Genomic DNA, 20,504 nt, shown 5'->3' on the forward strand with positions numbered 1-20,504 from the left:
AGACCGATGAGTTCAGAATGAGCGAATTCGCCAGCCGACGCACGATGATGGTGGATACGCAGGTCCGCCCGTCCGACGTGACCAAGTTCCCGATCATCGACGCCCTTCTGACGGTGCGGCGCGAGACCTTCGTGCCGGCCTCGCTGCGCGAGGCGGCCTATGTGGGCGAGAACCTGCCGCTCGGGCCGGGCCGCGTCCTGCTGGAGGCGCGCACGCTAGCCAAGCTGCTGGACGCGCTCGACATCCAGCCGGATGAACTGGTGCTCGATGTCGGCTGCGGGCTGGGCTATTCGGCCGCCGTCATCGCCCGGCTCGCCGAGACCGTCGTCGCGGTCGAGGAAGACGAGACGCTGGCTGCGGAGGCGCAGCGGCTTTTGTCGGAAGAGGGCGTGGACAACGCCGTCGTGGTGACGGGCCGGCTTGTCGAGGGATCGGTCAAATGCGCCCCCTATGACGTGATCACGCTCGAGGGTGGCGTGGAGATCGTTCCCGAAGCGATCCTCTCCCAACTGGCGGAAGGCGGTCGGATCGGCGCGGTCTTCATGGACGGGGCGGTCGGCACCGCGCGGATCGGTTACAAGAGCGCGGGTCAGGTGACCTGGCGACCGGTGTTCAACGCCTCGGCCCCGGTGCTGCCGGGCTTTCAGGCGACCCGGTCCTTTGTCCTCTAGGCCTGCATGGCCCTGTCCGGCCCGCCACAGGTCCGGTCGCGAACGAAATACCCGGTATCCTGTCCGGGACTGAAGAAAGAGAAGAACATGCGCGGTTGGCTTCTTTCGGTGGTCGTTGCCCTCTCGGTCGTCGTCGCGGTGCCCGAGGGGAGGGCCGAGACGCTGGCCGACGCGCTGATCGCCGCCTACAACAACTCGAACCTCCTCGACCAGAACCGCGCCGTGCTACGGGCGGCCGACGAGGACGTGGCAGTTGCGGTCTCCAGCCTGCGTCCGGTCGTTGCCTACACGCTTCAGGGCGGCTGGCAGCGCACAGACCTCGGCCCCGTGGTGACCGAGGATCTGTCGGCCTCTCTCGGCCTTAGCGCCGAGATGACGCTCCTCGACTTCGGCCGCCGGCAGATCGGGATCGACATCGCGAGGGAAAGCGTTCTGGCCACCCGGCAGGCGCTGCTTGATGTCGAACAGAACGTGCTGCTGGCCGCGGTCAGCGCCTATGTCGATGTCCGGCTGGCCCAGGACGTCGTGGCGCTGCGCCAAAGCAACCTGCGGCTGATCACCCAGGAACTGCGCGCGGCGCGCGACCGGTTCGACGTGGGCGAAATCACCCGCACCGATGTCTCGATCGCCGAGGCGCGGCTTGCGGCCTCGCGCGCGGCGCTGGCCGCTGCCGAGGGGCAGCTCAAGATCGCGCGTGAAGCCTACAAGGCCGCGACGGGCGCCTATCCGCACCGCCTCGCCGCCTTGCCGAAAGCACCGGCCCTGCCGCGCACGATGGAAGAGGCACAGGCCGTCGCGCGGGCGACCCATCCGCTGCTGAAGCAGGCGCAACACCAGGTCACCATCGCCGATCTCCAGGTCGCACTGGCCAATGCGAACCGGTTGCCGACGGTCGGGGCGGGTGCGTCGCTCGGTCTCAGCGACGGCGGGGTGCAGTCGCAGTCCCTGGGGCTGACGATGAACCAGACGCTCTATGGCGGTGGCCGGCTGTCCGCGTTGCAGCGCAAGGCCCTGGCCGGCAAGGATGCCGCGCGTGCCGGGCTGCAACAGGCCGCCGTGGGCATCGTGCAGAACGTCGGCGTCGCCTGGGCCAACCTCTCGGTCGCCAATGCCTCGATCGAGGCGTCGGACCTGCAGATCCGCGCTGCCCAGGCCGCCTTTGACGGGGTGCGCGAAGAGGCAGCGGCGGGCACCCGCACGACGCTGGACGTGCTGAACGCCGAACAGGAACTGCTCGACGCCCGCAATGCTCGGCTGGAAGCCGAGGCGCAGCGCTATGTCGCGGTATATCAGGTGCTGGCAACGATGGGTCTCCTGACCGTCGATCACCTGAAACTGGGCATTCCGACCTATGATCCCGAGGCCTATTACGGCGCGGTCAGGAATGCACCCGCGCACAGCGTGCAGGGCAAGAAGCTGGACCGGATTCTGGAGAAGATCGGGAACTGATCGCGCCGCTCTGGCGACAATCCGCGTTTTCTGTTGCTATTCGGGGGGTTGTGGCGCTAAGTTAAGACCGAAGGCGCGCAAGCGAGCGGATGTTACCTATGGTCGGCCCCTTAAGCTCGGAAGAGATCGAGGATGTCGTGTCCTCCGTGCGCCGACTGGTGTCGAACGAACTGCGGCCGAAGACGCTCAGCCGGGACCTCAGTGCCGATCGCCTGTTGCTGACCGCGGCGCTGCGGGTGGTCCCCGAGTCCAGTCCGCTGGCGCCACTGGTGCTTGACGCTCCGGTGGTCGAGTCCCCGAGTGGCGATGACCATCCGCTTGCGAATCCGGAGCCGGACGAGACGGGCGGCCTGTCGCCTTCCGATCCCGGTTCGACAGGGCCGGATGGCAGGGCGGGCGATACACCGGGCGCGTCCACGAAGGTTGCAGCTGAACCGCTTGCAGATAGCGAACCGGACCTGACCCCTGTGCTGCCGGACTCGGATGACGAGACCGGGAGCGCCGTCGATCCGGCTTCGGAAATGCCGGACCCGGCCACCGTCGCCGAAGACCCCGGTGACGGCGAGCTGCCGGACGCGGACGAACCGATGTGGGAGAGCGGCCTGTGGGCGGAACCGGCCCCCGCCTCTCTGGGCGAGGTTGCGCTTGCGGGAGAAGAGGCCGAGGTTCTGATCGGCTCGACCGGGACAGAACTTTCGGCGCAGGGACAGGAGGCGGAGCCTGCGTCCGCGCAGAACTGGCATGAGGCGGAGGATACCCGGATGGACCCGGAGGAGCCTGTCCCCTTCGTGCCGCTACACCACCGCCGGGCCGAGCAGATGGCCGCACGCCAGGCAGCGGCCGAGGCTGTGCCGCACGAAGAGGCCGGTCAACCGGGTGCGGCTGCGGGCAACCAGGAGGCGTCCGGGCCAGAGCCGACCGAGTTCGTGGATGTCGATGGCATGCCGCTGGCCGTTCTGGACGAGGCGGCCCTGCAAGAGATCGTGCGCCAGACGCTGCGCTCGGAGTTGCAGGGCGAACTGGGCGAACGGATCACCCGCAGTATCCGCAAGCTGGTCCGCGCCGAGATCAACCGCGCCTTCATCGCCCGCGACCTGGACTGATCCCGGTCCCGCAAACGAAAGCCCCGCAAACGAAAACGCGCGCCCTTGCGGACGCGCGTCTGTCATTGTGATGCCGGCGGGGCTCAGGCGGCTTCGGCCTGTTCGAGTTCCAGCGCATGACGGCGCTCGGATTCCTCGCGGCTCAGCGCAACCGAGGTGCGCACGCCCTTGGCGACGAATTCCATCAGGCCCTTGACCACGCGCTCGTTCGGGTCGATCCCGGCGCAGGACAGCACCTCGCGGCCATCGCGCGAGCGCGCCCAGCGGGCGATCTGGTCGGGACCATTGCCATACTTCTTGTCGTCGGCAATCGCATCGTCCAACGCCGCCAGAACCACGGCGGCGAAAAGCTTGCGTGCGCGCTGGCCCTGCTCGAAGTTGAAGGCCGTGCTGTCGATGGTGTCACGCATGATCGATTCCTTTGTTCTTGCTCTTGTCTTTCGCGACGTCCGGGGTTTGTAACGGTTTGGACACGATTCGGGGGCTTCCGGTTTGGAATGACGGCCATGCAGAAACTGCATGGCTCAACCCGCACGGATCAGCATCTAGTCGGTCCCTTGGCGGACCGATAACGAGATTTAGGGACCGTCGGCAGCATTTCAAGCTTTGGTAAGGATTTTCTTGCATGACCGCGCGGTGGCGGGGTCAGGCAAGCGTCACCCGTGCCGGGCCTGCCGCAAGGGCACCCTCGGCGCGGTCCAGCCGCAGATGGGCGATGCCGGCGCCGCCCGCCTGGGTGAAAAGCCGGCCCACGGCCTTGCCGTCGGCATCGGTGATCTCGGTGCCGACCGGGGCCTCACCCTCGACGGCGACCCGGATCAGTCCCTTGCGCAGTTCGGTCTTGTGCTTCATCCGCGCCGTGACTTCCTGGCCGACATAGCAGCCCTTGCGGAAATCCACCCCGTGCAGTCGCTCGAACCCGGCTTCCAGGACATAGCTGTCCTCCGGCACCAGTTCGATCCCGCTTTCCGGGATGACATGCTCCACCCGGATCCGGTCCCAGTCGATCGCCGGATCGGTGCCCGGGGCCTCCGACCACGCCCGCCAGCCCAGGGCCGGATGGCGCGGATCGGGCAGGGCGCCCTCGGGCGGCGCCCCAAGACCGCGCAGGACATGCAGGGCTGTCGGCGAGATCTGCACATCCGCGCGCAGCCGGTACAGGGTCAGGCGGCGCAGCGTGTCGGCGGCAAGCGACGCGGCGATATCGATCAGGAGCATCCCGTCCGGCCGGCGGACTACGAAGAAATCCGCCACATACTTGCCTTGCGGGGTCAGCAGCGCGCACCAGACGATGCCGGGGCCTTGCTCCAGCGGGCGCAGGTCGTTCGTCACCAGACCCTGCAGGAAGCGCAGGGCGTCCTTTCCGGTCAGCATCCAGACGCTGCGGTCGGGGGCGGTCTCTCCTCGGGTCATGGCCGCAAGATTAGGCTGCCGATGCGACGCACGGAAGGGTCAGTCACGCAGTTGTGCCTCCTGCAACTGCGCATAAAGACCGCCACGCGCCATCAGGCTGTCATGGGTACCTTCCTCGATCAGCCGGCCGCGGTCCAGCACGATGATCTTGTCCGCCCCCTGCACCGTGGACAGCCGGTGCGCGATGACCAGCGTCGTCCGCCCGGTCCGGGCGCGCGCCAGCGCCTGCGACACGGCCGCCTCGGTGCGGGTATCGAGCGCCGAGGTAGCCTCGTCCAGCAGCAGGACCGGCGCATCCGCCAACAGAGCACGCGCGATGGCGATGCGCTGTCGCTGCCCGCCCGACAGGGCCGAGCCGCGCGTGCCCGCCGGCGTCTCCAGCCCCAGCGGCAGGGAGGCGGCGAAGGCGCTGACTTCCGCATCGGCAAGCGCCTGTTCCAGCCGGGCCTGGTCGATACCCTCGCGGCCGAGGATCAGGTTCTCGCGCAGGGTCTCGTCGAACAGCGAGGCATCCTGCGAGACCGAGGCCAGAAGCGCCCGCTGGTCGAAGAGGCTCATTTCCTGCACATCCACGCCGCCGATCAGGATCCGCCCCGCCTGCGGCTCGATCAGGGCCGAGATCAGCTGGAACACCGTGGACTTGCCCGCACCCGAGGCGCCGACCAGCGCCGTCACCTTGCCGGCCTCGGCGGTAAAGCTCAGCCCGTCCAGCACGGGACGGTCGGGATAGGAGAAGCTGACATCCTCGAAACAGATCTCGGGGGCGCCGGGCGGGGGCAGGGCGCGGCTCACCGCCGGGCGGCGGGTCTCGGGTCTGGTGTCGAACAGGGTGTAGATGCGGGCCAGGCTCGCCTCGGCGACCTGCCATTGTCCGGCCAGGTCGCTCAGCCGCCGGATCGGCTGGAAGGTCAGCGCCATGGCGGTGAAGAAGGACATGAACTCGCCCGTGGTGCGGTTGCCCGCCGCGACCTCGCTGCCGCCCAGCATGAGGACGGCGAAGAAGCCGAGCCCGGTGATCACATCGACCAGCGCCGGCATCGCAGCGCGGCCCACCGCGGTCTTGATCTCGGCCCGGCGGATCGTGTCGATGATCCGCTCGAACCGGCTGGCCTGATAGGTCTCCATCCGGTTCAGCTTGACCGCCTGGATGCCGTGGAAGATCTCGTCCAGCCGCGTCGCGCGCAGACCGGATTGCTGGCGGGTCAGCATGGCCTTGCGCCAGAGATAGCGGCGCAACAGCACCGCCGGGATCAAGAGAAGCGGCGTGCCGATCAGCGCGGCCAGCGTCCAGACCGGGTCGATCGAGATTGCGACCACGAACAGACCGATCAGCGAGACGATGTCGCGCCCGACGCCGCCGATCACCAGCACCGCCGCTCCCTGTGCGGCCATGGTGTCGCCCTGCACCCGCTCGATCAGCATCCCCGGCGCATGGGTCTGGTAAAAGCCCGCGTCCAGCGTCAGCAGGTGCCGCACCAGATCCACCTGCATCGCCCCGGCCGCCGTCTGGTTCACCTTGGTCAGCAGCCAGCGACCGACCACAGAGGTCACCGCGCGCAGCAGGAACAGCCCCAGGATCGCCCCACCGACCCAGATCAGCAGGCTCGATCCGCCGGGGGCGAAGACCTCGTCGAACAGCGGCTTCAGCATCCAGGACAGAAGGCCAAGGGTCGATCCCTCGACCATCATCACCAGGAAGGCCAGCGCCATCAGCGGCAGGTGCGGGCGCAGGTAGTCTCGCCAGAACCGGCCGAACAGCTGGCGAGAGGAGTAGGCGCGTTCGGTTTGCAAGGGCTGGACTGCCTTCCTTGGGATCAGGCGGGGTTTACCGGGAAAGACGGTCCGCCTCAAGCTGCGCCGGTTGACGAAGGGCTTGGCCGGGCCTAGCCATGGCGGACCCGCTCAGGAGTGCCCCATGACCCTTGCCGCCGGCCGCCCCTACCTGGCCATCCCCGGACCCTCGGTGATCCCCGACCGCGTGCTGCGCGCCATGCACCGCGGTTCGCCCAACATCTACGAAGGCCCGCTGATCGACATGGTTGCGGGGCTCATGCCCGACCTGCGCCAGCTGGCCGGGACCACGGGCCATGTGGCGATCTACATCGGCAATGGCCATGCGGGGTGGGAGGCGGCCAATGCCAACCTCTTCTCGCGCGGGGAAAAGGCGCTTGTGCTGGCCACGGGGCAGTTCGGGCTGAGCTGGGCCAATTCCGCCCGCTCCATGGGGGTGGAGGTCGAGGTGCTGGACTTCGGCAAATCCTCTCCTGTGGACATGGGGCGCGTCGAGGCGGCGCTGCGGGCCGATGCGCGGCACGAGATCAAGGCCGTGCTGACGACCCATGTCGATACCGCGAGTTCGATCAAGACCGACATCGCCGCGCTGCGGGCCGCGATGGATGCGGCGGGCCATCCGGCGCTGCTGGCGGTGGACTGCATCGCGAGCCTCGGCTGCGACGAATTCCGCATGGACGACTGGGGCGCCGATGTCATGGTCTCGGCCTGCCAGAAGGGGCTGATGACGCCGCCAGGCCTCGCCTTCGTCTGGTTCTCTGAATCCGCCCGTCTGCGCTGCGGCAGGTCGGACCTTGCCACGCCCTACTGGGCCTGGGGTCCGCGCGCCGAACCCGAGGAGTTCTGGCAGTACTGGGACGGCACCGCGCCCACGAGCCACCTTTATGGCCTGCGCGAGGCCTTGGACATGATCCGCGAAGAGGGGCTGCCGCAGGTCTGGCACCGCCACCGCACGCTTGCCGGCGCGGTCTGGGCCGCCTTCGATGCCTGGGGCGCGGGCAACCCGGCCATCGCGCTGAATGTGGCGGATCCGGCCCACCGCGGCTGTTCGGTCACGGCCGCAAGGTTCGGCGCGCCCCATGCCACCCGGCTGCGCGAATGGTGCGAGACGAAGGCTGGGGTGACGCTCGGGATCGGCCTCGGCATGGCGCCCTCGACCGACCCGGCCTATCACGGCTTCCTGCGCGTGGGTCACATGGGCCATGTCAACGCCCACATGACCCTTGGCGCTCTGGCGGTGATGGAGGCGGGACTCGTCGCGCTCGACATCCCGCACGGGCCGGGTGCGCTGAGTGCTGCGGCGCGGATGGTGGCCGAAGGGGCCTGAGACCCGCCACGCCGGGCCTAGGCTTGCGGGCGCGAGGGGTGGTCGTCCTCCAGATAGATGCGGATGATCTCGTCGAAGCTCTCTTCGGCCGTGAACCCCAGGTCGCGGGCGGTCCTGGCCTCGCAGGCCTCGGCCCAGGGTTCGACGATGGCCTGGATCACCGGGTCGGGCTCGTGCCGGATCAGGTCCACGGCCTCTTGCCCTGCGACGCGCCGCAGCGCCTCGATCATCTCGGCGATGCTGGCCGACAGGCCCGGCATCGACAGGGCCCGGCTGGGGCCAAGCAGCCCGGTATCCAGCCTCGCCGCCTGCAGGAAGAACCCGGTCGCGGCCCGGGGGCTGGCGAACCAGTGCCGCAGGCTGTCGCGCACCGGCAGCGTCGCGGGCTGGCCGTTCAGGGGTTCGCGCAGGATCGAGGAATAGAAGCCGGACGCCGCCCGGTTCGGCGCGCCGGGCCGGATGCAGATCGTCGGCAGGCGCAGCGCGACCCCGTCCACAAGTCCCCGGCGGGAATAGTCCGACAACAGAAGTTCGGTCATCGCCTTCTGAGTGCCGTAACTCGTGTGCGGGGTCAGGTGGAAATCGTCCGGGATGACCTTCGGGAAGGGCGCCCCGAACACCGCCAGCGACGAGGCGAAGACCAGCCGCGGGCAGTAATCGGGCAGGCCGGCAATCGCATCGAACAGCGCCCGCGAGGCGTCGAGGTTGACGGCATAGCCCTTGGCCAGGTCCGCCTCGGCCTCGCCCGAGACCACGGCGGCAAGGTGGAAGATCAGGTCCGGCCGGTCCCGCACCGCCTCGGCCGCCGCCCCCGGATCGGCCAGGTTCAGCACCTTCACCGTCGCACCCGTCACCGGCGCCGGGGCCACGACATCGGCGAGCGTGAGGCGCGTGAAGGGCAGGGCGCCGGCCGTGATGGCCGCGCCCAGCTTGCGGCCGAGCATCCCCGCCGCGCCGAGGATCAGGATATGCATCGTCCCTCCCGTTTCCGGCAGGGGATCACATCAGCCGCGCGATGCCAAGCGGATCAGCCGCCGTTCTTCGCCAGCCAGTCCTGCATCCATTGGATCTCGGCTTCCTGCGCCGCGATGATGCCCTCGGCCAGCTTGCGGACCTCGGGATCCTTGCCGTGCTCCAGCACGATCTTCGCCATCTCGACCGCACCCTGATGGTGCGGGATCATGCCGCGGATGAAATCGACATCGGCATTGCCGGTGTAGGCGATGGCCATGCCCTCGTGCATCCGGGCATTGGCCTCCATGAAGGCCATCGCGGCGGGGCCCATGTCGCCCGCCATCATGTCGCCTGACATCATGTGGCCCTCATGACCGGTCGAGGCCTCTTGCGCGAGCGCGGTCGCCGCAGCGGCGGCCGCTGCGATCATCAGGGCGAGGGTAACGGGTTTCAGCATCATCGGTCTCCTCGGATTCATTCTCCGCCGCTTTGTGCGACCTTCCCGCATGGGAAGGAAACTCATTTCGGCGTGAAGCGCGATTGTCACCCTTCTGTGCACGGGCCGAGGCGACTTGTGCGCAGCGCACCTCTTTCCGCTGCCGCCGCCTCGGCGTATCATTTCTGCCAGTACGTAACCACGCAAGCGGTGCAAAGGGTGAAGCGTAAGGGGCAAAGGCCCGTCGTCGGGATCATCGGCAACAGCTACCTCATCAACGGCAGCTATCCGTCCCATTCCGCCGGCACGATGAACACCGCCGCGGTGTCCGAAGTGGCCGGCTGTCTGCCGCTGATCATCCCTTCGGACCCGCGCTATGTCTCGGTCGAGGAACTGCTCGACCTCTGCGACGGGTTCCTGCTGACCGGCGGCCGCCCCAATGTCCACCCCAGCGAATACGGCGAGGAAGAGACCCCCGCCCATGGCGCCTTCGACCGCTGCCGCGACGCAATCACGCTGCCCCTGATCCGCGCCTGCGTCGAACGCGGCCAGCCCTTCCTCGGCATCTGCCGCGGCTTCCAGGAGGTGAACGTGGCACTCGGCGGCACGCTCCACCCCGAGATCCGCGAGCTTCCGGGCCGGATGAACCACCGCATGCCGCCCGATTGCGCGCTGGAGGACTGCTTTGCCCTGCGCCATGCCGTGACCTTTACCGAAGGCGGGGTGTTCCACCGGCTGATGGGCGCGCGCGAGGTTATGACGAACTCGCTGCACGGCCAGGGCATCGCGCGGCCCGGCCCCCGCATCGTGATCGACGGCTACGCCCCCGACGGCACGCCCGAGGCGATCTACGTCAAGGAGGCACCGGGCTTCACCCTCTCGGTCCAGTGGCACCCGGAATGGAACGCCGGCAACGACCCGGTCTCGCGGCCCCTGTTCCAGGCCTTCGGCCGCGCCGCCGTCGCCTGGGCGGAGGGCGAACGCCCCGCGGCGCTGACCCGCTCGGCTTGAGCCAGATCAGGGCGCGCCCTTCCTTCCCTTGATATGCGGGGTGCATCCCGAAAGGAGGGCGCCCCATGCAGATCCTGATCGCCTATGCCACGACCGACGGCCAGACCCGCAAGATCGCCCGCTTTGCCGCCGACCGGCTGGCGGGGCAGGGCCATGCGGTCGAACTCCTGAACCTCGAGGATGCCGAAGGGCTGGACCTCGCCCGCTTCGACGCCGCGATCCTTGCCGGCTCGCTCCATGCCGGGGGCTATCAGAAGGCGCTGACCCGCTTCGCCTCGGCCGAGAGGGTGAACCTGGCGCTGATGCCCACGCTGTTCTTCTCGGTCTCGCTGTCGGCCGCGGGGCAGGATGCCGAGGACTGGGCCGGCCTGCGCAAGTGCCTGGCCGACTTCGAGCTTGAAACCGGCTGGACCCCCGGCCGGGTGGAGCATGTCGCCGGGGCCTTCCGCTTTTCCGAATACGATTTCTTCCGCGCCTGGGCGATGCGCCGCATCGCGGACATGAAGGGCGAGACGGTGGAACCCGGCAAGGACAAGGAATATACCGACTGGGCGGCGCTGGGGACGACGCTGGACGCCTGGGTGGCGAACCTGACCCCCCGGCTCAGAGCGGGCGCAGCTTCAGCTTCGTGATCCGGTTCTCGCGCCGCTGCACCACGGTGAAGCGGAAGCCGTGGAAGCTGAACACCTGGCCCTCGCTCGGAATCATCTGCGCCTCGTGGATCACGAGGCCCGCCACCGTGTTCGCCTCGTCGTCCGGCAGGCGCCAGTCCATCGCCCGGTTCAGGTCGCGGATCGTCATCGCGCCATCGACGAGATAGGCGCCGTCCTCGGTCTCGGTCAGGCCCGAATCCTTCTTCACCACGTCGAACTCGTCGGTGATGTCGCCGACGATCTCCTCCAGGATGTCCTCCAGCGTGATCAGCCCCTGCAACGCGCCGTATTCGTCCACCACCAGCGCGAAATGCGTCCGCCGGGCCAGGAACTCGCGCATCTGTTCGTCCAGCGTGGTGGTGTCGGGGATGAAATAGGGTTTCATCGCCACCTTCTCGATCTTAAGCGCCTCGATCCCCTCGACCGACCCGTCCTCGCCGCGGACCAGCCGGTCCACCTCGCGCAGAAGGTCCTTGGCATGGATCACGCCCAGGATGTTGTCGTCGCTGTCGCGGAAGATTGGCAGCCTGGTGTGGGGCGAGGCAAGCACCCGGGTGATGATCTCGCCCGGCGGCAGGTCGGCGTCGATCATCTCGATCTGGCGGCGGTGCCGCATGATCTCGTCCACCGTGCGGTGGCCAAGGTCGAGCGCGCCCAACAGGCGGTCGCGGTCCTCCTTCTCCACCGCGCCCTCGGAGTGTCCCAGCGCGATGGCCCCGGCGATCTCTTCGCGCAGGGCCAGCATGGCGCTGCCTTCCTCGGATTTCAGCCCGAACAGCCGCAGGATGCCGCGCACCAGCGCCCGGACCACGGCGACGACGGGCGAAAAGACCACGATCACGAGGCCGATCACCGGGGCGACGCGGGTCGCGACCGGCTCGGGGAAGGTGATCGCCACTGTCTTGGGCATCACCTCGCCGAAGATCAGCACCAGCGCCGTCATTCCCAGCGTCGCCAGCGCCACGCCGCTGTCGCCGAACAGCCGCGTCAGAAGCGCAGTCGCCAGCGAGGCCGACAGGATGTTGACGATGTTGTTGCCCAGAAGCAGCGCGCCGATCATCCGCTCGCGGTCCTCGGTGACCACCATCGCGGCCTTCGCCCCGCGCGATCCCTTGTCGGCCTGCGCCTTCAGCTTGGCCCGCGAGGCCGCAGTCAGCGCGGTTTCGGAACCGGAGAAGAAGGCGGACAGGACCAAGAGCCCCAGAATGGCGGCGGTGGTCAGCCAGAAGGCGGTGTCAAGCGAGGCGTCGGGCATGGGGTCCTTCGGTCGGTCAGTCTCGGGTCTTGCGTGCCAGGGGGTGGCGGGTCAGGACAAGGTCCTTCAGATGGTCGTCCAGCACATGGGTGTAGATCTCGGTCGTGGCCACATCGGCGTGGCCCAGGAGGGTCTGGATCACCCGCAGGTCGGCGCCGTTGGCCAGAAGATGCGTTGCGAAGGCATGGCGCAGCACATGCGGCGTGACGCGGGCCGGCGAAATCCCGGCCAGCACCGCGACATCCTTCACCAGCGCGTGGAAGTACTGCCGCGTCAGATGCCCCTCGCGCCCTTCGCCGGGAAAGAGAAAGCGCGACGGCGCGCGCCCTTGCTGTCGCGCGGCCTCCTCGGCCCTGTCGCGGTGGGCGAGCCAGGACGCCAGCGCCGCGCGGGCAGGGGTGGACAGGGGCACCATCCGCTCCTTGTCACCCTTGCCGCGCACCAGGATCATCCGGGGGTCGCCGCGCACCGCCGCCACCGGCAGGCCGACCAGTTCGCTAACGCGCAGGCCGGTGGCATAGAGCAACTCGAACAGCGCCGTGTCGCGCAGCCGGTCGGCTTCCGTCCGGCCCCGGGTCCGGGCGGCCTCCATCAGCCGCGCGACCTCGGCCTCGCTCAGGGTCTTTGGCAGGCCCTGCGCCTTGCCGGGGCCGGTCAGCCGCAGCGCGGGATTGTCGGCGCGCCAGCCTTCCTCGAAGGCAAAGCGGTAAAGCTGGCGGATCGAGGACAGCCGCCGCGCGCGGGTGGCCTGCGACAGGCCCTCGGCGTCGCAGCGCACGAGGTAGTCCTCGACCGCCGCGCGGTCGGCCCCGGCCAGGTCCGACCCGCGCCGGTTCAGCCAGTCGGCGAAATCCACCAGGTCCCGGCCGTAGGCCAGCTGCGTGTTTCGCGCCGCCCCGAGGTCGGCGGCCCTTGCGTCCAGGAAGGTCGAGATCCACCGGCTCGACTCGGGGTCGGGCATGGCCGCCTAGCCCCTGCGTTCCAGGATCATCAGCTCCAGCGCCGTGCGCCGGGCCACGGCCTCCAGTCCCGCGAGCCGCAGGATCGACAGGCCTTCTGTCACACCGCGCAGGTCGCCCTTGACGCCGCGCCCGATGCTGTCGATGGCGACCAGGACCGCCTCGCCGGTGCGGTTCTCGTCCAGCAGCCGTTGTCCCTCGGTCGAAGGGGCAGGGGCGCGGAAGGCGGCCGAGATCGCCCGCCCCATGCTGTCGGGCGGCAGCGCCTCGGCCCCGCGGCCAAGCGCGATCGCGGTCAGGAAGGACTCTTCCGGCGTGGCCGGGCTGGCCTGCCGCGCCCAGGTCTCGGACTGCGGCGACAGAAGGCCGACCCGGAAGGCGATGGCCGCTGCCTCTCCGGCCAGTGGCAGGTCCAGCAGCGCCTTGGCGTAAAGCGTGGCAAAGGGCACCTCCAGCTCGACCTCCTGCATCCTGGCCCAGACAGCGGGAAGCGTGGCCGCGACGCGCTCGGCGCTGCCCGAGGCGATGGCGGCATCGAAGGCCTGGAAGGCCGCCGCCCGGTCCCAGACCCCGCCGGATGCGGCCGGGGTGCTTTCGGTGTAGAGCCCGAGGATGACGTTCGGAGGGATGGTTCCGGCGCGGGTCAGCCGCTCGGCCGCCTCGATCCGGGCCTTCCAGCCCGACCGTGGCCCCAATTCGGCATAGGAGAAGGCGATCGGCAGGCCGTCTGTCGGCAGGGGCTCGCCGATCGCGGCATAGATCATCCAGTCGAGCGGCGTGACCGGGTTCGGCGCCGGCGGCACCGGCTCGCCCTCGTAGAGGTCGGGGTCGAGGAAGCGTGACAACAGCGCCTCCTGGTCGGCGCTGATCTGGCCCAGGGCGCTGGCGGTGCGGATGGTAAGCGCGGCGGTGTCCCAGTCGCCCGACCGGGCCAGGCAGAAGATGCGCGCCGGCAGGGTCGGCGCCAGGTGCGGCTCGCCGGCCATGCTCGCGCAGGCGCGGTCCTCGGCCCCGGTGAGCAACGCCACATCGAAGGCCCTGCGGAACAGCTCGGGCGTCGTGACCCCCGCCGCCTCGATCAGCGCCGCCGCCTGCTCCAGCGCCCCCAGCGCCAGAAGCTTGTCGATCCGCACCAGAAGCAGCTCGCCCCGCCCCCCGGCATCGACCGGCGGCGCCAGTTCGGCCAGAAGGATCGTCAGGAACAGTTGCCGCAGTGCCGGCAGCGCCTCGTCGGGATGGTTGACCAGGCTTTCGGCGATCTCGCGCGTCAGCCCCGCGCCCCAGAGGTCGTGCGGCAGGCTCGAGACCGCCGGCGCGATCAGCCCCACCCCGTCGGGCGCCGGTCCGTCCAGCGAAGAGGTCGTCACCGTGGCGGGAAGCGCGCTGCCGGCCTCGGCCACGGGCGGCTCGTCCGGCCTGACGGGTCCTGCCTCGGGCATGGCCGCGGCCGGGGTCGCCACCGATTGCGACAGCCAGTCGATCGCCGAGAGCGGCCCGCCGGTGGTGCCGGCCTCCTGCGCCGGGGCCGGCTGCAGCGACAGGATCAGGAAAAGGACACCGGCACTACCCGTCCGCATTCAACACCACTGGCTTCTTGACCTCGCCCTGCACCGGGGTCAGGTCGCCCAGATAGGCATAGACGGTCAGCCCGAGGAAGCCAAGAATCACCAGCAACAGAACCGCCTTGATGATCCGACCCATGTGATAGCCCTTCCTCGACTTCTGCCATGGGCTTCATCCCATGGGCGCTTGTTGCCGCGCCGGTCCGCCCCTCGGGGCGCCCGTCGCAGGTATCCGTGCGAATGTATATAGCATTCGGCAAGAGTTCACGCCATTGAGGGGGAAAGATTTCCCGTCGGCAAGTCCTTGCCCGGGAACGGCGGGTCGGCGGGAACCGGGGGACATGGCGGGGCTGGCGAAGACGGTGGTGCTGGTGGGAATGATGGGCGCGGGCAAGACGGCCGTGGGCACCGCGCTCGCCCGTCAGCTTGGGGTGGAGTTCCGCGACAGCGACGAAGAGATCGTCCGCGCCGCCAACCGCTCCATCGCCGAGATCTTCGAGCGCGACGGCGAGCCCTTCTTCCGCGCCCGCGAGACCGAGGTCATCGCCCGCCTCCTGCGCGGCACGCCCTGCATCCTGTCCACCGGCGGCGGCGCCTTCCTGTCCGAGGCGAACCGCAAGCTGATTCACGATGTGGGGGTCTCGGTCTGGCTGAAGGCCGATCTCGACCTTCTCTGGCAGCGCGTGCGGCACAAGACGACGCGGCCCTTGCTGCGCACGCCCAACCCGCGCGAGACGCTGCGCGCGCTTTACGAGGCGCGCCAGCCGTTCTATGCGCTGGCCGACATCGTGGTGGAAAGCCAGCCGGACCAATCCGTCGAGAACATGGCCCGGCGCGTGCGCGAGGCGCTGAAATCACGGCCGGACGTGCTGGAGGACGCAAGGTGAACAGGGTTGCGGTGGAGTTGGGGGACCGGTCCTACGAGGTGCGGATCGGCCCCGGCCTGATCGCGCGGGCGGGGGAGGAGATCGCGCCCTTGCTGCGCCGGCCCCGCGTGGCCATCGTCACCGAGGAAACCGTCTCCGCCCGCCACCTGCCGGCGCTGACCGACGCGCTTGCAGGCGCGGGCATCGCCACGTCCGCGCTGGCCCTGCCGCCGGGCGAGGGGACGAAGAACTGGGAAAACCTCGCCCGCTGCACCGAATGGCTGCTTGAGCAGAAGGTCGAACGCCGCGACGTGGTACTGGCCTTCGGCGGCGGGGTGATCGGCGATCTCGTGGGCTTTTCCGCCGCGATCCTGCGCCGTGGGGTGCGTTTCGTGCAGTTGCCGACGACGCTTCTTGCGCAGGTGGACAGCTCGGTCGGCGGCAAGACCGGGATCAACACTGCGCAAGGCAAGAACCTCGTCGGCGCCTTCCACCAGCCCAGCCTCGTGCTCGCCGACATTTCCGTCCTCGACACGCTGCCCGACCGCGACTTCCTGTCGGGCTATGGCGAGGTGGTGAAATACGGCCTTCTCGGCGATGCCGCCTTCTTCGACTGGCTGGAACGCGACGGCCCCGCGATCCGGGCGGGCGATGCCGCCGCACGGCTGCGAGCGGTGACGCGGTCGGTCGAGATGAAGGCCGGGATCGTTTCTCGTGACGAAACAGAGGAAGGCGAGCGCGCGCTGCTGAACCTTGGCCACACCTTCTGTCACGCACTGGAAAAGGCCACCGGCTATTCCGACCGCCTGCTGCACGGTGAGGGCGTGGCGATCGGCTGCGCGCTGGCCTTCGCGCTGTCGGCGCGGCTGGGCCTGTGCAGCCAGGAGGAACCCTCGCGCGTCCGGGCGCATCTGGCGGCAATGGGGATGAAGGTCGATCTGGCCGACATTCCGGGCGATCTGCCGGGGGCCGAGGCGCTGATCGCGCTGATGGGGCAGGACAAGAAGGTGGTGGACGGCCGGTTGCGCTTCATCCTCGCGCACGGGATCGGCCGGGCCTTCGTGGCCGAGGACGTGCCGACCGAGGCCGTCCGCGCGGTGCTGGACGACGCCCTCTCCGGGCGCCGGCCGACCTGACGGCCGTCAGAACAGAAGCTTGTAGACGTTGCCGTTGGTGTCGCTGGCCTGACCCGAGCCGCTGGCGGTGCCCGACCCGATGACGAAGGTTCCCTGCACCCGGGTGCCGTCGTCGCAGACCGCGTAGATCTCGCCGTTGTTGACGCCGGCCACGGTCTCGCGCTTGGTGCCGACCTCTCCGCCGGTCTTCTTCAGCGTCAGCGACATGCCTTGCGAGTTCGACACCACACGCGGGGTCAGCGAGGACCATGTGCCGGTGCACTTTCCGCGTTCGGGCAGGCGGAAGGTCAGCGGTCCCGAGGTGCTGTTGGTGTTCCGGGCGACTGCCTTGATGACCAGGGTCGGATCGGCATCCGCGATCTCGCCCGACAGCGGATAAAGCTGCATCGTGCTGCTGGTGTCGGCGCAGGCCGCCAGCGGCAGGATCGCGGCAAGCGCAAGGCGGGCCAGGGCGGGGGACCGCGGGCGCGACTGGGTCGGATCAGGGGTCATGGGCAAGGGCGTCTCTGCTCGGCCGTTTCGGGCGCGTCGTCGTTCTGGTCGCGGGCCGGGACCGGCGCTGCGCCGGGGCCCGACGAGCGCGTCTATGCAGCGAAACTGACCCTCTGTCCAGCCCGACGCCTCGCCGATCACGCCGGTGCGAGGGCGTTGTGGGAATTCTGCACGGCAAAGCGCAGGAAGGCCCGCAGCGAGGTCAGCGCCCGCTTGCCGGGGCCCCTGAGCGGGCTTTTCAGCGGATGCCAATGCCCGCCTTGGTGGTTCAGGATCGACTGCGGCATGTGGCGCATCAGGCCGATGATCGTGTCGGCGACGATCTCGCTGGCGACCGGACCCAGCCGCTCGCCCTGGCCATGGTGCCGCGCCTCGGCCAGCACATAAAGCCAGGCCGGCGTCTCGGCCAGCATGCCCAGCTCCTCGGCCAGTTCGCGCAAGCCCTTCGCGCCCGGCGGCCGGCTGTCGGGCAGGGCGTCGCGCAGCTGGTCCTCGTCCAGCGCCTCCAGCCCGCAGGCCCCGGCCAGCACCTGACCGAAGGCGATCCGGCGCTGGAAGCCGCGCATCAGGTTGCGGAAGAGGATCGACCCATGCACGGCGATCTCGGAGGTGCCCATCGCGCTCAACATCCCGGGCGCGAAGGTCAGGTCGATCCGCTCGGCCCCGGTGGCGCCCTTCGGCGTCCGGGTCATCCGGTTCCAGTCGATCACCCAGTGGTCGGGCAGTTGCAGCGTCTCGGCCAGCCCGGGCTGGCCCATGTTGCGATGGGTGGTGAAGTCGAACAGGTCCTGCAACTTGGCCCCCCGGCGGTCGATCGGCCCGCCGCGGCCGAAGTTGCGGTTGAAGTCATAGCTGGCCCCGACCATGGAATGGCCGAAGCGGAAGGCCGCGGTGGTGAATTCCAGCGGCACCAGCCGCGGGCCGGGGAGCTTCTGCGCCCGGTTGGCGAAGGGCGTCGCCAGAGTGGCAGGCGACAGGAGGTTCGCCAGGAAGTCGTGCAGGATCAGCCAGTGGTAGTGCAGCGTGACCAGCTGCCGGGCGCGGGCGAAACAGGTCGCCGCATCCGGGGCCTCGCCTTCCAGCGCGGCGACGGCCTTGTTGTGGACCAGCATCAGCGCCAGGTGCAGCTGGCTGATGATCAGGTTCTCGTCGTTCCGCCGGTCGGCGATCAGCGGCTGCCCGTCCCGGCGCAGGATGTCGGGCGCGTCCGTGTCGTGATGGATGCGCGCGGGCTTCAGGCCCTTTTCCTCGAAGAATTCCGGCGGCTCGCGCCTGGTCCTGCCCAGCCGGAACCGCTTGCCGTCCGGGGCATAAAGCGCCCGGATCCCCGGGTCGGCGCTGTCGGGCCCGTCGCCGTAGAGGCTGTCCAGCGCCAGGGGCTCGGCCTGTTCGTTGACGAAATTCGCCAGGATCACCCTGGGCGAGGCCCGGTGGACCCGGTCCAGCCCGGGCGGCAGCCCGGCGTCGATCACGCCGGTGCCCTCGGGCGGTGCGGGCAGCGTGACCACATCGCCCACGGGGGCGGAGATGTCGTGGTTCACGAACTGTCCGAAATAGGTATAGACCGGCGCCAGCCGCATCGGCAGGACCTGCGGCGTGGTCAGGGCGGTGCGGCTGTCCTTCTCGAAGGCCCTTAGCCGCCGGAAGGTCTCGGCCGGAGTGGTGCCGCGAAAGCAGCCGACATCGGCCCGCCGGGCCAGATCCGGGAACAGATAGCAGTAGCCCGACTGCGAGGCCCCTGCCGCCTCGGCCCTCGGCGCTGCGGGGGCGGGCGTTGCGCCGAACAGGCTGTGCGGGGTCGAGATCGGCGGCATGGCGGCCTCGCGGTCAGAAGGGTTCGGGCAGGGTCGGGGGCGGCAGGTCGGGACAGAGCCTGGCAAAGCGTGGGCACTGCGTCCGGCCCCGCATCGCGCAAAGCCCGGGCACCAGGACCCGCACCGCGGGCAGCGGGTCGCCCGGCAGGGTCATCTCGACCCCCAGCGCCCGGTGGCCCAGCCCGCCCAGCCGTTCCAGCAGCCCGGCCATCTCCAGCGGCGGAGTGGCCCGTTCCGGACCGGGGCGGAACTGCGGCTGGTCGGTCAGCGAGGCGGCGGCCAGCCAGGCCGCCGCCTCCGGATCGCCCGCCTCGCGCGCATGGTCGAGGCTGACCTCGGTCTGCACCATCTCGGTCACCGCGGCGAGTGCCGCATCCGCCAGCACCGGCCGCGCGGCCGAGCCCATGGCGACCCTCCGCCCGTCCGGATCGGCGGCCACCGCCACCACCGCCGGCAGGCCGATGTCGCTCGTCACCTCGATCAGCCGGGTCTCGCGGGCGCGCTGGTGCAGCCACCAGAAGAGCCTCGGCTGGTGGGCATCGATGATCTCGGTCGCCACCGCCCCGCCCGGCCGCCGCCCGTGCCACCACAGCGCCACCGCGTCGCGTTCCACACATTCCCAGAGGCCCCGCGCAATGGCGCTGTCGCGGTCGGGCCCCACCGCGCAGCCGGTGGAACCGGCATCCTCGCGCAGGGGCTCGCCCAGGACCGCCGCGCAGTCCAGATAGACCTCCTGCGCCGGCACCTCGACCGTCTCGCCGCTGACCAGATCGGTCGCAGCGACCATGGCGATCCCGTCGCGCCGCGGCAGGGTGCGCAGGTCCGGGAGGTGGTGCTGCGCCAGGCTTGCCCGCAGTTCCAGCGCCTCGGCCCCCGCCGCCAGCATCGCCTGCTGCGGCGTCAGCCCCCGTCCCGCCGGCAGACGCGGCTTCAACCCCGTCACCCCCTCTTCCGTCGGCAGGGCGACGGCCAGGAACAGCGGTGCCTCGGGTGCGTCGAGGGCCATGAGGTGGAAATCCTCGCCCAGGGCGCGCGCCATCTTGGCGATCATCTCGGCCGGATTTTGCTTCATGCGCGTATTCAAGGCAGGATGACGGACAGGATCAAGGACGGAATCGGACGCTGCCGGCGCATTTCACGCTGGCATCACGAACCGGCCGGATAGTGATCCGACAGCAGGGGCGGAAACAGCCAGGACACAGGGAGAGACAGGGGAATGGTGGGATTCTTCAACCTGAAAAGCAATTCGATCGCCGATCAGGAAGAGACCGGCGAGGCAATCCTGCGGGTTGCGAAAAGCGTGTTCAAGGACACGCCGAACTCGGAATGGAAGAAGTTCAACGACGACACGCGCGGCTGGCTGCATGCCAACGGCTACCGATATGACGGGCCAGGCGCCGGACCCAACGGCGAGATCCCCGACAGCGTCCAGATCGTGCCGGTCTACGACACGCCGAACCGGATGCATGTGCGCATACCCTCTGCGGACGTGCTGAAGACCGTGCCCGACGTGGCGGACGAACCGTCCTACGGCAATGGCAAGTCCACCCGGTTCAAGGTGCTGCTGGCCCGCTATTTCATGCGGCATTGCCGCTAGGCGGCGGGATCCGGC

General features: G+C 69.3%; 21 protein-coding genes. 9 read left to right on the forward strand and 12 right to left on the reverse strand.

What is annotated here, in order from left to right:
• Positions 1-17 precede the first annotated feature (17 nt).
• From FL625_RS00090 to FL625_RS00100, 3 genes are all read left to right on the forward strand, one after another.
• Positions 18-671 (forward strand): protein-L-isoaspartate O-methyltransferase family protein, encoded by a 654-nt coding sequence (locus tag FL625_RS00090; RefSeq protein WP_149586597.1) that lies wholly within the window; start codon positions 18-20, stop codon positions 669-671.
• A gap of 87 nt (positions 672-758) precedes the next feature.
• Complete coding sequence (locus tag FL625_RS00095; protein WP_149586598.1) at positions 759-2,120, forward strand: TolC family outer membrane protein; 1,362 nt, start codon at positions 759-761, stop codon at positions 2,118-2,120.
• A 98-nt stretch (positions 2,121-2,218) separates the two neighbouring features.
• The gene (locus tag FL625_RS00100; protein WP_149586599.1) at positions 2,219-3,223 is read left to right on the forward strand and encodes a hypothetical protein; all 1,005 of its coding nucleotides are present in this window, start codon (positions 2,219-2,221) and stop codon (positions 3,221-3,223) included.
• A gap of 83 nt (positions 3,224-3,306) precedes the next feature.
• Here the strand turns inward: FL625_RS00100 and FL625_RS00105 are convergent, their stop codons facing one another.
• From FL625_RS00105 to FL625_RS00115, 3 genes are all read right to left on the reverse strand, one after another.
• Positions 3,307-3,633, reverse strand: coding sequence for a DUF6280 family protein (locus tag FL625_RS00105; protein WP_128514362.1), 327 nt, complete (start codon positions 3,631-3,633; stop codon positions 3,307-3,309).
• Between the two features lie 235 nt (positions 3,634-3,868).
• Complete coding sequence (gene ygfZ / locus FL625_RS00110; protein ID WP_149586601.1) at positions 3,869-4,636, reverse strand: CAF17-like 4Fe-4S cluster assembly/insertion protein YgfZ; 768 nt, start codon at positions 4,634-4,636, stop codon at positions 3,869-3,871.
• Between the two features lie 39 nt (positions 4,637-4,675).
• The gene (locus FL625_RS00115; protein WP_435532691.1) at positions 4,676-6,451 is read right to left on the reverse strand and encodes an ABC transporter ATP-binding protein; all 1,776 of its coding nucleotides are present in this window, start codon (positions 6,449-6,451) and stop codon (positions 4,676-4,678) included.
• A 100-nt stretch (positions 6,452-6,551) separates the two neighbouring features.
• On the opposite strand from FL625_RS00115, the gene FL625_RS00120 reads away from it, so the two are divergent.
• Positions 6,552-7,754 (forward strand): pyridoxal-phosphate-dependent aminotransferase family protein, encoded by a 1,203-nt coding sequence (locus FL625_RS00120; protein WP_149586602.1) that lies wholly within the window; start codon positions 6,552-6,554, stop codon positions 7,752-7,754.
• Between the two features lie 17 nt (positions 7,755-7,771).
• Here the strand turns inward: FL625_RS00120 and denD are convergent, their stop codons facing one another.
• Positions 7,772-8,728 (reverse strand): D-erythronate dehydrogenase, encoded by a 957-nt coding sequence (gene denD, locus FL625_RS00125; protein ID WP_149586604.1) that lies wholly within the window; start codon positions 8,726-8,728, stop codon positions 7,772-7,774.
• 53 nt (positions 8,729-8,781) lie between these two features.
• Positions 8,782-9,165 carry a CopM family metallochaperone gene (copM, locus tag FL625_RS00130; RefSeq protein ID WP_200833840.1) on the reverse strand — a complete coding sequence of 128 codons (384 nt, stop codon included), beginning with the start codon at positions 9,163-9,165 and terminating at the stop codon, positions 8,782-8,784.
• A gap of 198 nt (positions 9,166-9,363) precedes the next feature.
• Here copM and FL625_RS00135 point away from each other — a divergent pair, with 198 nt between their 5' ends.
• Complete coding sequence (locus FL625_RS00135; protein ID WP_200833841.1) at positions 9,364-10,155, forward strand: gamma-glutamyl-gamma-aminobutyrate hydrolase family protein; 792 nt, start codon at positions 9,364-9,366, stop codon at positions 10,153-10,155.
• A 65-nt stretch (positions 10,156-10,220) separates the two neighbouring features.
• The gene (locus FL625_RS00140) at positions 10,221-10,787 is read left to right on the forward strand and encodes a flavodoxin domain-containing protein (protein WP_149586609.1); all 567 of its coding nucleotides are present in this window, start codon (positions 10,221-10,223) and stop codon (positions 10,785-10,787) included.
• Here FL625_RS00140 and FL625_RS00145 read toward each other — a convergent pair.
• Genes FL625_RS00145 through FL625_RS18175 form a run of 4 tightly spaced genes read right to left on the reverse strand, consistent with a single transcriptional unit; the run spans position 10,759 to position 14,723 of the window.
• Entirely contained in the window at positions 10,759-12,063 is a 1,305-nt protein-coding gene (locus FL625_RS00145; protein ID WP_149586611.1) for an HlyC/CorC family transporter, read from the reverse strand. The two genes, FL625_RS00140 and FL625_RS00145, sit on opposite strands and share 29 nt — an antisense overlap.
• Before the next feature lie 16 nt (positions 12,064-12,079).
• The gene (locus tag FL625_RS00150; RefSeq protein ID WP_149586613.1) at positions 12,080-13,024 is read right to left on the reverse strand and encodes a site-specific tyrosine recombinase XerD; all 945 of its coding nucleotides are present in this window, start codon (positions 13,022-13,024) and stop codon (positions 12,080-12,082) included.
• Between the two features lie 6 nt (positions 13,025-13,030).
• A complete protein-coding gene (locus FL625_RS00155; protein WP_235019263.1) occupies positions 13,031-14,599 on the reverse strand; it encodes a hypothetical protein in 1,569 nt (522 codons plus the stop codon).
• Positions 14,586-14,723, reverse strand: a complete 138-nt coding sequence (locus FL625_RS18175; protein WP_200833842.1) for a hypothetical protein — start codon at positions 14,721-14,723, stop codon at positions 14,586-14,588. The genes FL625_RS00155 and FL625_RS18175 overlap by 14 nt, the downstream gene beginning before the upstream one ends.
• Positions 14,724-14,925: 202 nt before the next feature.
• On the opposite strand from FL625_RS18175, the gene FL625_RS00160 reads away from it, so the two are divergent.
• Together FL625_RS00160 and aroB are read left to right on the forward strand one after the other, a co-directional pair.
• The gene (locus FL625_RS00160; protein ID WP_149586615.1) at positions 14,926-15,471 is read left to right on the forward strand and encodes a shikimate kinase; all 546 of its coding nucleotides are present in this window, start codon (positions 14,926-14,928) and stop codon (positions 15,469-15,471) included.
• Positions 15,468-16,586, forward strand: a complete 1,119-nt coding sequence (aroB, locus tag FL625_RS00165; protein ID WP_149586616.1) for a 3-dehydroquinate synthase — start codon at positions 15,468-15,470, stop codon at positions 16,584-16,586. The genes FL625_RS00160 and aroB overlap by 4 nt, the downstream gene beginning before the upstream one ends.
• A gap of 6 nt (positions 16,587-16,592) precedes the next feature.
• Here the strand turns inward: aroB and FL625_RS00170 are convergent, their stop codons facing one another.
• The 3 genes from FL625_RS00170 to FL625_RS00180 form a co-directional block, all read right to left on the reverse strand.
• Entirely contained in the window at positions 16,593-17,078 is a 486-nt protein-coding gene (locus tag FL625_RS00170; protein WP_149586618.1) for a hypothetical protein, read from the reverse strand.
• Between the two features lie 137 nt (positions 17,079-17,215).
• Positions 17,216-18,892 carry a peroxidase family protein gene (locus FL625_RS00175; RefSeq protein ID WP_149586620.1) on the reverse strand — a complete coding sequence of 559 codons (1,677 nt, stop codon included), beginning with the start codon at positions 18,890-18,892 and terminating at the stop codon, positions 17,216-17,218.
• 13 nt (positions 18,893-18,905) lie between these two features.
• On the reverse strand, positions 18,906-19,964 hold the full coding sequence (locus FL625_RS00180) for a YcaO-like family protein (RefSeq protein ID WP_149586621.1): 1,059 nt from the start codon (positions 19,962-19,964) through the stop codon (positions 18,906-18,908).
• A 144-nt stretch (positions 19,965-20,108) separates the two neighbouring features.
• Here FL625_RS00180 and FL625_RS00185 point away from each other — a divergent pair, with 144 nt between their 5' ends.
• The gene (locus FL625_RS00185) at positions 20,109-20,489 is read left to right on the forward strand and encodes a hypothetical protein (protein ID WP_149586623.1); all 381 of its coding nucleotides are present in this window, start codon (positions 20,109-20,111) and stop codon (positions 20,487-20,489) included.
• Positions 20,490-20,504 lie beyond the last annotated feature (15 nt).

Origin of the sequence: Tabrizicola flagellatus, from assembly GCF_008271465.1 — a bacterium.
In the GTDB taxonomy this organism is placed as follows: domain Bacteria; phylum Pseudomonadota; class Alphaproteobacteria; order Rhodobacterales; family Rhodobacteraceae; genus Tabrizicola; species Tabrizicola flagellata.

Excerpts from the sequence above, each read along its gene's own strand:
- FL625_RS00090 (WP_149586597.1), top strand. The coding sequence starts at position 18 with ATGAGCGAATTCGCCAGCCGACGCACGATGATGGTGGATACGCAGGTC.
- FL625_RS00095 (WP_149586598.1), top strand. The coding sequence starts at position 759 with ATGCGCGGTTGGCTTCTTTCGGTGGTCGTTGCCCTCTCGGTCGTCGTC.
- FL625_RS00100 (WP_149586599.1), top strand. The coding sequence starts at position 2,219 with ATGGTCGGCCCCTTAAGCTCGGAAGAGATCGAGGATGTCGTGTCCTCC.
- FL625_RS00105 (WP_128514362.1), bottom strand. The coding sequence starts at position 3,633 with ATGCGTGACACCATCGACAGCACGGCCTTCAACTTCGAGCAGGGCCAG.
- ygfZ (WP_149586601.1), bottom strand. The coding sequence starts at position 4,636 with ATGACCCGAGGAGAGACCGCCCCCGACCGCAGCGTCTGGATGCTGACC.
- FL625_RS00120 (WP_149586602.1), top strand. The coding sequence starts at position 6,552 with ATGACCCTTGCCGCCGGCCGCCCCTACCTGGCCATCCCCGGACCCTCG.
- denD (WP_149586604.1), bottom strand. The coding sequence starts at position 8,728 with ATGCATATCCTGATCCTCGGCGCGGCGGGGATGCTCGGCCGCAAGCTG.
- copM (WP_200833840.1), bottom strand. The coding sequence starts at position 9,165 with ATGCTGAAACCCGTTACCCTCGCCCTGATGATCGCAGCGGCCGCCGCT.
- FL625_RS00140 (WP_149586609.1), top strand. The coding sequence starts at position 10,221 with ATGCAGATCCTGATCGCCTATGCCACGACCGACGGCCAGACCCGCAAG.
- FL625_RS00145 (WP_149586611.1), bottom strand. The coding sequence starts at position 12,063 with ATGCCCGACGCCTCGCTTGACACCGCCTTCTGGCTGACCACCGCCGCC.
- FL625_RS00150 (WP_149586613.1), bottom strand. The coding sequence starts at position 13,024 with ATGCCCGACCCCGAGTCGAGCCGGTGGATCTCGACCTTCCTGGACGCA.
- FL625_RS00155 (WP_235019263.1), bottom strand. The coding sequence starts at position 14,599 with ATGCGGACGGGTAGTGCCGGTGTCCTTTTCCTGATCCTGTCGCTGCAG.
- FL625_RS18175 (WP_200833842.1), bottom strand. The coding sequence starts at position 14,723 with ATGGGTCGGATCATCAAGGCGGTTCTGTTGCTGGTGATTCTTGGCTTC.
- FL625_RS00160 (WP_149586615.1), top strand. The coding sequence starts at position 14,926 with ATGGCGGGGCTGGCGAAGACGGTGGTGCTGGTGGGAATGATGGGCGCG.
- FL625_RS00170 (WP_149586618.1), bottom strand. The coding sequence starts at position 17,078 with ATGACCCCTGATCCGACCCAGTCGCGCCCGCGGTCCCCCGCCCTGGCC.
- FL625_RS00175 (WP_149586620.1), bottom strand. The coding sequence starts at position 18,892 with ATGCCGCCGATCTCGACCCCGCACAGCCTGTTCGGCGCAACGCCCGCC.
- FL625_RS00180 (WP_149586621.1), bottom strand. The coding sequence starts at position 19,964 with ATGAAGCAAAATCCGGCCGAGATGATCGCCAAGATGGCGCGCGCCCTG.
- FL625_RS00185 (WP_149586623.1), top strand. The coding sequence starts at position 20,109 with ATGGTGGGATTCTTCAACCTGAAAAGCAATTCGATCGCCGATCAGGAA.